Annotated in this window: 4 protein-coding genes; all 4 read right to left on the bottom strand. The window is 39.2% G+C overall.

Going from position 1 to position 12,548, the window contains the following annotated elements; genetic code table 11:
- Window positions 1-2 precede the first annotated feature (2 nt).
- The 4 genes from BW980_RS20705 to BW980_RS20690 all read right to left on the bottom strand — a co-directional run bounded on the left by BW980_RS20705 (window position 3) and on the right by BW980_RS20690 (window position 11,758).
- Entirely contained in the window at window positions 3-2,246 is a 2,244-nt protein-coding gene (locus tag BW980_RS20705; protein ID WP_076457069.1) for an alpha-N-acetylglucosaminidase, read from the bottom strand.
- 153 nt (window positions 2,247-2,399) lie between these two features.
- Window positions 2,400-3,971 carry a SusD/RagB family nutrient-binding outer membrane lipoprotein gene (locus BW980_RS20700; protein WP_076457068.1) on the bottom strand — a complete coding sequence of 524 codons (1,572 nt, stop codon included), beginning with the start codon at window positions 3,969-3,971 and terminating at the stop codon, window positions 2,400-2,402.
- A 20-nt stretch (window positions 3,972-3,991) separates the two neighbouring features.
- On the bottom strand, window positions 3,992-7,249 hold the full coding sequence (locus BW980_RS20695) for a SusC/RagA family TonB-linked outer membrane protein (protein ID WP_076457067.1): 3,258 nt from the start codon (window positions 7,247-7,249) through the stop codon (window positions 3,992-3,994).
- Between the two features lie 390 nt (window positions 7,250-7,639).
- Entirely contained in the window at window positions 7,640-11,758 is a 4,119-nt protein-coding gene (locus BW980_RS20690; protein WP_076457066.1) for a hybrid sensor histidine kinase/response regulator transcription factor, read from the bottom strand.
- Between the last annotated feature and the right edge of the window lie 790 nt (window positions 11,759-12,548).

Below are 12,548 nucleotides of genomic sequence, written 5' to 3'. Positions count from 1 at the left end.
TTTTATTTTTTAAACAAATAAGCATACTCGGTTTGTATCCTACGGGCTACATCTATGGTTTTCCCGCTTGGGACACTAGGGTATATTTGATGCGAACGAGTCCATTTATAATCTATCTCCCGCACTTCGGAATCATAAGCTTTGGGATCAAAATCGACATCTTCGGTTAACGACCTCTGTAGGTGCTCAACAAATAATTCCCATCTAGGCTTATAGTAACCACTAAAAAGACCGTTCCATTGTTTACCCGCATAATCTCGAAGCCCCCCCTTTGGGTCGGGCTGCCAAATAGTAACAATTGTTCTGGCATTCCATTCGTAGTATTCCTTCTCTTCTGGTGTGCTTCCCCAGCTTTTGGCATCCTCCAACCATTTCCCCAACAAGAAATTTTCATTGGTACCGGTAATAGCCTCAAGGTCATCCAATAGCTTGAACAAGGATTTAGCACTTCTGTCAAGCGCTTTTCGATCCCTCTGCTGATAGGCCACACTTAAATCATTTATATATTTATGGGTTAAGCTAGACAACAATTCACGATACACGTTCGCTAGGTCGAAATTATACGTTTTAATGTCATGTAGTTCATTGGCTTCCCCAAGAAGTATCTCGGCCGCCTTGGCTAGCTTATATACATCGAAATCCCATGCGAAGGGGTCCGTTTCGGTAATTTTAAAATCCTTTCTTACGTGTCTAATATCTTCCTTGCTACCCTCTTCAAAAATCATTAATCGCGGGGTCGTGATTAGGGGCGACCACATTGTTCGGGTTCTACCATATACCGATTCCCCTAAAAGTTGCCAGGCCTTTTTCACGGATGGACTTTTTGTGCCGTAACGCACTGTGGCATAATCTTCAATCCATTCTTTTACGCTGAGTTTTTGGGGATTCCAAGTTTTTTCGAAAATAAAATCCTGTACGATGGGGTTATACCCCAAACCTTCTGGAATCACTCCGATACCCTTAAGGTTATTGTCTATTTCAGACGTATAAGCCTCTTGAAACTGTCTTTGCATTTCTTCGAGATCCCCGCTCATGTTAACTTTCTGATCTTCATTACAGATTACATTCCATATCCAAGGTTGTCCGTAAAATGCATCCGTTTTGTCCCAAGTAGGATTTTTTTCCCCGTAGAGATCAAGCACAATAGCTTTATTTCTAGGTATACCGTCTAAAAACGCCTTTCCTCTTTCCTTTGTCCAAAAATCTTTTTTAAAGAAGAAAAACCATCCCTGTAGCACCCATGTAGCTTTTGAATCGGCCAATGCCATGGACTTATAAACACTTTCACTTACCTGCTTTAAAAAAACAGGGTCTTTTGAAGGGGGGTTTACCTCAATAAAACAATCTGCATCATATAAATGATCTGTTCCGTAAAGTTCCGTCTGTTTCTTAATAAAGGCCGTTCCAATTTTTTGGAACAACGCATCGGTAGGATCCAGAAAATAGGTTCCCTCCGCTCCTGCCCAATCCTCTATTTGAAAAATATTGGCCTCTGGGTAGCGTATTTTTAAAGCTTTGGGGACGTGGCCGGTAAACGCTTGTAAAACCGGCTTCATACCAAGCGAACGCATACGTTCTAAAATTTTAACCTGTAACTCTTTTCTCTGTGATATCCAATTTTGAGGCAGAGGACCTGCCATACCATCGATATTTCCCATCCACCCCCAGGGTAAGTGTGCGGGACCTACAAAAAAATTATCTATCTGCTGCCGAGACATTCCTAAATCCCGAAAAACCTCTTGCCATACCGCTTCTTGACCGATGATGGCCAAAGGCATATTCACTCCTTTCAATGCCATGTAATCAATCATCCGCTCCCACCTGTCCCAGTTCCACCAAGGCATGGTGTAGCCGTATGTGCAATAATTAAATAAATAGCGGTAATCGAAGGGGGTCTCTTTTCTAATTTTAGAGGGCAGTTTAGGCAGCGTCTCAGGAAGGTCAAGTTGATTATAATTTAACGATATGTGGGTATTGCAGTAATTTTTCAAATACCAGTCAAGACCTGAGGCCATCGCCACGGTGCTATTCCCAGATATGATAATTTTTCCTGCATGTCCATTGGATACCTCAAAAACATCTTTATTGTTTATCTCTGTGATTTCCTTAAAAACGAAGGAGGAAACACGATCGGGCAAAATGCGCTTTAAAATACCATATGCAGATTTCTCCACACTGGATTGCGGTACCTGGCCAAAAACGGTTATAGTAAACAACAATAGTATTGAACTGACTACTTTTCTCATGAATTAAATTTTGATTAAGTCCCAAAAGTCATATTAGGCCAACTTTTGGGGCGCCCTTATAGATCGTACAACTATAAAAGGCTTATTGTCAAGGCAAAGTGATTACTTTAGGGGAAAGCCTTTACAACAAGCCTTTTTAACTAACTCAAAAAACTAATAACTGAACAGAACAGGCCCTTCTTGAATGGTCGGCACCATTTTTACGGCCGGGGCATTCCGAGCAAACCAAAGTGGGTCTCCAAATACGTTATCGACTATATTCACCCCTTGAATGGCGGCTTCAAAATTGGCATTGTTGAAATTCTGCATAGTCTCACGTGGATATCCAACTCGTACCGGATAACCCTTTTCTTTGTTTATTCCTATATCGAAAAAGTCCAAAGTCGGCAATCCCGTTCTTCGTATCATTGAAAAGGTATTTATACTTTGACCGAACTGCGCTATATAACGTTGCGTAATAATCTGCTCCAATGCATTCGACGAATCAAAGGTCACTCCTGGAGAGGTCAAATAAGCGTCAATTGCCGTCTGGTCTACAGCTAATTGCTCCATATTGGCCTTAATGCCATCTTGGTATGCCTGATCCACCGAAATTCCAGTTTCAATGCCTTTGCTCTCCGCTTCCGCCTTTATAAACATCAACTCCGAATAGGTCATCATAAATCGTTTTTGAGGGGAGGTATACATATCGGATAATTGACTTACCGAATCCAAGGCCACCCTGGTGTACCCATTTGGATTCTCTTCATCAAAAGCCGGTGGAACCCCGGTGTACGTATCTTCATCCGTATAACCTGGAGCTGGATCCAAAAGGACCTTCATTCTGGGATCTTTCAGCTCCCCAAGGGTATTTACAAAACCGGTAATAGCGATAGGAGAATTGGTATTGCTCTCTACATATTGGGCAAAAGGGTCCGAATAAGAACCGATGGTGGCCTCCCAGGTCATACCAAAATTATCCCCATTACTTTCTAATAACGGATATTTACTAGGGTTCGCGAAAATAGACTCTAGTCTAGACTTAGCAAACTCGGCATCTGCATCAGAAATCCGCATTAAAATACGCACTTGTAAGGAATTGGCGAATTTTTTCCACTTCAACAAGTCTCCGCCGGCATAAGCATCACTTTCTCCATTCAATGCTACGTTGGGCTCTCCGGATAGGTCAAAAGAGTCATTGGCCTCTTCTAACAAATCAAGAACTGATTTGAGAATTTCTTCTTGCGAATCGAACTTTGGTTTATTGTACTGTTCTTCTTCCGAGACTTCCCCAAATTGAGCGTCTGAAAATGGAATGGGGCCCCAAAGCTCGGCCATATTACTATAAATCCACCCCTTCAATACTAGGGCTACCGCTTGGTAATTCGGTTGGGGGGTTTCCTCCGTATTGTCCAAAATTCTTTCTATCAAGGGGATTGTCTGGGTTACCAAATTTTGATACACCCAAAAATCATTGAAGTCTTCGCGCGGATTAGAGGCTACAAAATCAGTAGGGGCCGTAGTATTTGTATAATACTGCACCCATTTTGCAGTTCCCTTATTGTAGCTGTTGACATTGTCCAACAATTCTCGTGCAGCCCTTATTTCCGCACCTAACAATAAACTCTCATTGCTACCTACAACTTGGGCATTAGGGTTTGTGTTTATTTCCTCGAAATCGTCGGTGCAGGCCTGTAGCGAGAAAATCAGAAAACTAATGGCCACTATATAATTTGAATATTTCATATTGATATATTTTTATTCGATTAGAAACTAACGGAGAAATTCATTCCAAAACTTTTGGTATTGGGAAGCGATCCGGTTTCAAATCCAGATCCATTGTTCAAACTCCCCATATTTGCCGTCTCGGTATCGATACCATCTAGGTTGTTCTTTATCAACCAGAGGTTTCTACCCACTAAGGATATGTTCACATCGGACAACCCTAATTTTTTGGTAACCTTTCTATCTAATCTATATCCTATCGAAAGTTCTTTAAGTTTAATATTTGTAGCGTCCCTCATCAGTGCGGAAGTCGGATAGTTGAAATTGGCGTACAAATCTTGGGTGCTTATAGCTGTCGTGTTCGGTTGTCCGGTTTCCACATCGATGCCTTCAAAAATAAAACCGCCGCCATTCTCTGTACTTTCCCTTACGGCCACCCCGTTTATATTATTCCCAGCACTTTCGGGGTTAAGGCCGTTGAGCGACATATATTGATATGTGGTCGATATTATTTTACCCCCATATCGAAGGTCGAAAAGAAAATTGAGACTAAAGTCTTTATACCTAAAACTATTGCTGATTCCCGCGGTCCAATCTAATGGAGCGGAAACTCCCAAGTCTCTCGTTCCTCTCCATTGGTTATGCATAGGAAAGCCATCTTTGGTAAGTATTTGTCCCGTTCCATAGATATTGTCTTCAGCCGTATACCCAAAATTATTAAAGTCATCTGCCATATTGGGAACGTTGGCCAAGGCATCTTGGGTATCCCTAAAATATTCAAAGCCTACAATATGGCCATAAGGCTCTCCATTGGTGGCCCTAATTTCCGGTCCGAACCAAGCTGCAATATGCTTGAAGTCTACGAGATCTTCAGGAAAACCCGATACGGTTCCTCTATTTCGAGACCAGTTCATATTTATGTCCCAACGAAAATTCTTGGTTTCTAACGGAGTGACATCAAGCTTTACCTCAAATCCTTTATTGGTAATTGTTCCCGCATTGATAAAGGCGAAACGGGCACCTCTTTCCCATGCATTCTCCACCTGAATCAATTGATTGCTCGATTCGTTTTTATAGTAGGCTACATCCAGTTTCACCTTTGAATCAAATAGGTAAAGTTCCCCACCGACTTCAAACGAAGTTGATTCCTCAGGCACCAATGTTGTTGCCGGAATAACATTATCTATTCCTGCAACAGGCTGCCCGTTAAAAGCAGTGGAGCTTCTCGTAATAAAGCGGTCTAAGGCATAAGGTTGGGTATCATTACCTACTTTGGCCCAACTACCCCGTAGTTTACCGTAGGTCAACAATTTACTCTTGATATTTAAGGCATCCGTAAAAATAAAACTCGTTGAAGCGGATGGATAAAAGAAAGACCAGTTGTCCTTTGGCAGCGTAGAAGACCAATCATTTCTTCCCGTAAAAGTCGCATACCAGTAATCTTTAAAATTAAACTCTACCGAACTGAATACACTGCTGACCTCTTTCTCCGTTTTTCTATTATTTACGGTCGCCGGTTTAGCCGAGTTACCCAGGTTATAAACCCCTGAAACTAAAAGTCCTCCATCGGTACTGGCAAATTTGCTGTTGGTCTTTTCATTTCTGTTTGCAGCGCCCATCATGAAATTCACGTTTAAATCTTTATAAATATCCTGATTGATATTCAATCGTACATCTGCGTTAATTTCCTTGTTTAAATCAAGACCTTCTTGATAACTCCCTGTATTATATAAGTGTTTCGCTACAATTCTCTCATATTCGGTGGTATTGGTATCTTGAAACACGTTTGCCTGTAAGGACATCCAATCGGTAAGTGCATAATCAAGTCCTACATTAAAACTGAAGCGTGTTCGGGTAACAGGGTTAACATTCTCATACAGGTCCCAATAAGGGTTCGGTCCGTTTTGGTAAAAGCTCTTTTTATTGCCGAATTCATCCTTATAATCCCTTAAGTCCCTAATATCTATGTTCGTTGGAATAAAAAGCGCTTGCCACATACCACCGTTACCAAAACCATAACTAGTTCTGTTATCACTATCCATTGTAGAGCCTGTGGCTACAAAGTTCAAACTTAATTTTTCACCTAACCTAAAAGTTGAATTAAAACTTCCAGTGATACGCTCCAAACCGGTGTTAGGGGTAATTCCTTTTATATCTTGATGCCCAAGGGAAAGACGCGCGTTAGAAGTCTCGGTAACATGGGTCAGCGATATATTTTGTTGATATGTGTGACCTGTTTCAAAAAAATTGTCCAAGTTTTTAGACCCATAGGGTAACCACGGTTTTACTATCGCCCCCCCTGTTTCTGGATCCCACTGAGATATAGGCTGGCCATTATATCGGGGACCCCATAATCTTGTATCGGATTCATTGGTACCTGCACCGTTCCCATCTACATATGAAAACTCACCATTATTACCTTGACCATAATTTAATTGAGGTTCAGGTAGAATCAAAGCCGATTGAAACGTTGTGGAAGTACTAAGGTTTACCCCCCAACCTTTCTGTCCGGATTTCCCCTTTTTAGTGGTGATCATAATAACCCCGTTTGCACCTCTGGCCCCATATAAAGCTGTAGCACTCGCTCCCTTAAGAATACTGATATTTTCAATATCATTGGGGTTGATATCGGATAATGGATTACCTAAATCAGATTGTCCCGAAGATGATGTGAACAAACTTTCGGAAAGCGACCTATTGCTAAGCAAGGGCAGACCATCAAGAACGTATAAAGGCTGATTATCGGATGACAGGGAAGTTACCCCCCTAATCAATACTCTAGGAGACCCATCTACACCATTGGCCGAACCAGACACTTGAACTCCGGGGGCTTTGGCCGATAAATTCAATAATACATTAGGTTCTCCCGTTGAGTTGATCTCATCTGCCGATATAGCGTCTACCGCGTAACCTATGGCCTTTTTTTCCTTTTTTATACCAAGTGCGGTTACCACTACTTCCGATAACTCACTGGTATCGGGCACCAATGAGACGGAAAGTTCGGTGTTCTCGGAAATCGTTTGTTCAAGATTACTGTAACCTACATAAGAAAACACCAGAATTTGGCCCGGTGTAACCTGTATACTATAATTTCCGTCAAAATCCGTTAATGTACCCGATCGTGTATTTTTAACATACACGTTCACATAGGGCATGGGCATATCAAACTCGTCGGTTACCACACCGGTAACCTCTATTTTACCGGAAGTTTGGTCTTGTGCAAATATATATTGTGCGAAAATGAGCTGACAAAATATCAGGGCCAGCAAAAGTTGTTTCTTATTCTGTTTGTTTTTCATACTTGGCGTTATTTAGTTATCTGTTAGTCTTTGTTTTCTTCCTTTACTAATTAGTATCCATTCGCAAATTATTTTTTGGGTTTTTAGATGGTTTGAAATTAACTTGAAGAGGCATTGGGCAGTGATAAACAAGTATCAATTACTAATAAAATCGTATCAAATCAACGATTATGAAGCTATTTGGGTAAAATTGCTATTAAAACCTTACAAAAAAAGTAATAGCTCAATGCGTAATTGTAGCTTTGATGCCCATTCTAGGAAGAGAAAATTATTTAAAAAGGAAAGATGTAGACCTGACCAAGAGATGAGGCATACCCCATAACACAAAATTCGCACTTAAATTTGGCCAAAATAGTGTTTTAAACGTATAAAAAACAATGCCGAGCTTGATTAGGACTTCATATATTCTTTGGGAGTACACCCATAAGTTTCCCTAAAACATCTGGAAAAATAACTAGGTTCTTTAAATCCACAGAGGAATGCCACTTCCGAAATCTGCAGCTTATTCTCTTCTAACAACTTTACGGCAAATTTTAAGCGCACCGATTTTATAAAGTTATTAGGGGTCAGTCCCGTCAGTGCCTTCATTTTTCTAAAAAGCTGGGCCCTACTCACACCTATTTCAGTTGCCATGCGTTCTAAGGTAAGGTTTTGGTCTTGAACGTGCTCTTCAATATATTTCTTTAATTTCAGCATAAGGGTTTCATCTACTGAACTAACCGTGATTTTTGATGGTTCCAGTATCTTTTCATTTTGAAAAATCAACCTAAGCTTTTCCCTACTTGTAATAAGATTGGCAATATTGGCCAATACTATTTCTCGATTGAATGGCTTGGTAAGATATACGTCCGCCCCCGATTGTAAGCCGCTCAATTTTTGAGAATCAAAAGTTTTGGCAGTGAGCAATATTATCGGGATGTGGCTGGTATCAAAGTTATTCTTTACCTGCCTACAAAGTTCCAGGCCATCCATTTCCGGCATAACGACATCGCTCAAAACCAAGTCCGGTATTTCATCTTTAATCAATTCTAGCCCTTCAACCCCATTGGTAGCCGTAAATACATGGTAATGGCCTTCCAAAATATCTTTTAGATACATGCGCAATTCGTCGTTGTCCTCTACAATTGCAACACTATGCGTTTTGGCTTTAAAAATATTATTATCCGTGCCCCGAAGAATTAAAGTGCTTGGTCTTTCTGCCTTTTCCCCTTGACTAACCAAAGGTTGATCATCAACTATGGAGGTGCTATAAATATCTTCATTTCGAGGTAAAACGATAATAAATGAAGTTCCTTTATGACGCTTGCTTTTTATTAAAATGGTACCTGAATGCAATTCGGTCAACTGCTTTACCATATAAAGCCCTATTCCTGTACCCGAATTTATGGTTTTATCTTGGTAGAACCGAGTGAAAATTTCTTCTAGATTACTTTCCCTTATTCCAGTGCCCTTGTCTACTACTTTGATGTATATATGGTTTTGAAATTCATGTAATTTATCATTACCACATATAACCTTGTACTTACTTAACTTTTTTGTTTTTTGAGGATCAAAGTTTCTTAAAGAAATTCTCACCGTCCCCTCTGCGGGAGTTGCCTTAAAAGCATTGGACAAAATATTGTAAACTATCTTTTCTATTTTATCTTCGTCAAAATACATTAACATCTCGTGTTCAGGTAACTTAACTTTAAATTTTATTTTTTGCTGAACCGAATGAAAATCAAAGGATGCAGTAATCGACCGTATGGTCTGGACCATATCCGCATGCACGACGTTTAACTCCAATTTTCCGTATTCATACTTTCTAAAATCCATAATCTGGTCGATCAACCTTCGTAAGCGATCTACGTTGTTGTTCAACACATTAAAAAGCTCTGGTTTTCTACCATAGATTTCGCTGTGCGACATTAACGTTTTTATGGGATCTACTATCAATGACAAAGGCGTTCTAATCTCGTGTGAGAGATTGGTAAAAAACACCAGTTTTGACTCGTACAAATTTTGAAGGTTTTCCTGTTCTATCTCTTTAATCTTTAAGGCATTGTTCTTATTGTGATTCTTTATTAAAACACGAACGAACAATGTTATAATCGTTAGGGATAATAAAACCCATAATAACATCATATACCAAGTATTATACCATGCAGGTAGTATTTCAAGGTGTATTGTAAGCGGGGTTTCATTCCACACTCCGTCATTGTTCGTAGCCATGAGCTGAAAGCTATATTTACCTTTAGGCAAATTAGCGTAATTGATCGAGCGTTTGTTTTTAAGTTCGATCCAATCATGGTCGACCCCTATCAATTTACATTTGAAGTAGTTACTTAAAGGATGCGGCAGATGTAATGAGGTAAACTCAAACCCCACGGTATTCTGTTTTGAGGACAAGGTCAGTGATCGAGTGTATGCCACTTCATTATTCAAAGCCCTACTTTTTAAGTCGTTCTCCAATAATTTTCCATTCACAAAAATCTTTGTCAAAGCGATATTGGGTTTAAAACTACTTTTTTCGAACCTTAAGGAAGCATCATAAATGTTTAAACCGTTTGCCCCTCCAAAATAAAGTTTTCCCTGACTATCTTTATGAACAGCATTACCATTGAACTCTAGGGACTGTAGGCCATCTTTTATGCCAAAATTTTCAATTTCCCTACTATTGAAATCATAAGAAAACAAGCCATTGTTCGAACTAGCCCACAATTGATTTTGGTTTTTATTGTAAAGAAGTCCGTATACATAACTGTTGCCCAGATTAGAAGAAGTACTTACTTCATCAACAGAGAAAAGGGGGGCTATTTGCTTATTTTCAATATCGATTTTGCACACTCCAAAATTAGTGCCGGCCAAAATAGTACCGTCGACAATTTCGGTAAGGGAATAAACTCCATAATTTTCAAAGTAATCTTTGTAAGTTGGAGCAACTGCAATCCTCTGAAAATTGAGTGATTTTCCAATATATTCAGAAAACAAGTACGGATTGTCATAATCGTTTAAGTCCAAAAAAGCTATTGTCCCGTTTAAAGTTCCCATCCATATTCTTTCTTTACTATCCAAGAACATTGAGTACACCACCTTTTTATCTAAAATGGTCTCTATATTCGTATTGGTAATCTTCCTAAGATTTTTTTCGGCAGTATATATATAAAGTCCACTTAAAGTACTAATCCATTTGTTACCAACCCTATCTTCCAAAATATGATATATCTCTGTTTCGGGGAGCAATGCAGGCTGTACATTTTTAAGATAAGTTTCGATATTTTCAGTTTTGACCTTCCTACTGTCAATTATGTACACTCCTTCCTGCGTGCCCACCCATATACGGTTATACTCATCCTCTATAATAGAGCGTATTTGACCTAGTCTCCCGTTCTCATCCGGATGCACGTTTATACAAATCACATCATCTTTAACAAAAAGTCCGTTGCCTCTAGTACCTATCCAAAGCCTACCATTCCTATCCGTAAGAATTGAGTGCACATTAGACACGTCTTCTTTTATATTTTTACAGGTAAGGTTCTCTATTGATTGAAATATACCTCCTTCTGCAATTAATGTATTTACACCTGCATCGCTTCCTATCAATATCATCCCCGATTCATCTTCATAAAGCGCTCTTATGAAATCATTTTTTAGAACATTTTTTTTATCTATCTCGAACCGATAATTTTTCCACTGAGCAGTTTGTTTGTAATAAGAAAACACACCATTACCTTCAGTTCCCAACCAAATTGTACCGTTGGAGTCCTCCAGAACAACGTTTACCCTCTTCGTTGGCGGCCAATTGCTATAAAGTTCCCCAATCGGACTTACCCGAATGTCCTTATCCATAGTTAAGCGATACGAGCCTATATCAAAGTAGAAAAAACCTTGTTTAGCGGAAATGAGTAAACGGCGGTCCTTTGTCGCATATATTGAACGAATATCATTCAACTCTTGCCCCCCTGAAATAAAAGCTAATTTATGTGCTCTGTTGCTGTCTTCTGAAAGCTGAAAAACTCCAAGTTCAGTATTGATAAAAACCCCATGTGGAGATTGAACCATATCCCTTACCCTAACTGCTTTGTTTCTCACTCCATCAACGAACAAGGGAATCTCTTTCAAAACAGAAGTAGTATCAGATGCTACTAGTATTAGACCGTTTGCCGTACCCACCAGCAATCTTCCTCTCGGTAATTCTAGAAGGGATGTAATTTCATTGCTTAACTCACTATTTGTTCCTGAAGGGAACAGTCGTCGAAATATGCCTGTCTTGGGATTAAAAAAATTGAGCCCTCGTTTAGTGCCTATAGCCAATTCATCTCGATACCCTATAATATCAGTCACCCACGGATTGCTTAACCGTTTTTTATCATTAGACGACGAAGAATAAACTTCAGCATCGTAACCTGAATATCTAAACAGCCCATCCATCTTACCTATCCATATAAAACCTAAACTGTCTTTACATATAGATGATACCACATTATCATTAATACTGTTTTGATCATTCAACGTTCCTACTTTGTACATAGGGACCTGACTATTTCCAACAGAAATAAAAAGCAACAGAAATGCGATTAAACCCGTTTTGATTGTATTTGAGAACTTTATTTTTAGAATAGACCTGACCATTAATTTACCAACAACATTTTCAATTTATAACGAAAAACATAAGACTTCCTAGATTTAAGACCTAGGAAATCATCCATACGATATTGTGGTCAATTTACGCTTTAAGCCCAATGTAAGAACAATTAAAGATAGAAATTATAGGTTCCGTAAAACAATTTGAACCTGTCATTCTCGATCATTCTTACTAATGCGAAATCGGACATACCATAAGTTTAAGATAGAAACAATTGGATTTTCATAAATCAGCCCAAAGTACATTATAATATTAAATACAATTACCATAAACACTACTAAACATGACCTCGGCATATTTGCGGGTAGTCGATACCGCTTTATCCTTTCCGAGATAACGTTCCTTAACTGCTAATACCATAATCACCCTCCCTTCGTCCGGAAGCTCTTTATGAGACTTTTGGGTTCCATTTTTATGTTATATAAAATACCGTTGATGTACTTTGCCTCCTTTGTCAAGACCTTGGTACGATAGACTTTAGAGTACCATTGCTTCTCCTATGTGGATTCCTTGGTATTTATAATGGTAGCTTTACCGCTTATCCGAAATGGATATTTACATCATTTGAAAAGATTATTACGGCTCAACACAAAAAGTTGTGGAGAGGTTAAAATTGGCCGATCTTTGAATCCAAAAAGTTAAATGCTTTCAGATTCACTATCATCTATAGCCAAA

Origin of the sequence: Zobellia uliginosa (assembly GCF_900156625.1) — a bacterium.
Classification (GTDB): Bacteria; Bacteroidota; Bacteroidia; order Flavobacteriales; family Flavobacteriaceae; genus Zobellia; species Zobellia uliginosa.
The sequence above is the reverse complement of the archived record's forward strand: the minus strand, read 5'-3'. Positions and strand labels throughout refer to the sequence as shown.

What these genes read in the sequence shown, in the direction of transcription:
- BW980_RS20700 (WP_076457068.1), bottom strand. Translation starts at nt 3,971, where the DNA reads ATGAAATATTCAAATTATATAGTGGCCATTAGTTTTCTGATTTTCTCG.
- BW980_RS20705 (WP_076457069.1), bottom strand. Translation starts at nt 2,246, where the DNA reads ATGAGAAAAGTAGTCAGTTCAATACTATTGTTGTTTACTATAACCGTT.
- BW980_RS20690 (WP_076457066.1), bottom strand. Translation starts at nt 11,758, where the DNA reads ATGTACAAAGTAGGAACGTTGAATGATCAAAACAGTATTAATGATAAT.
- BW980_RS20695 (WP_076457067.1), bottom strand. Translation starts at nt 7,249, where the DNA reads ATGAAAAACAAACAGAATAAGAAACAACTTTTGCTGGCCCTGATATTT.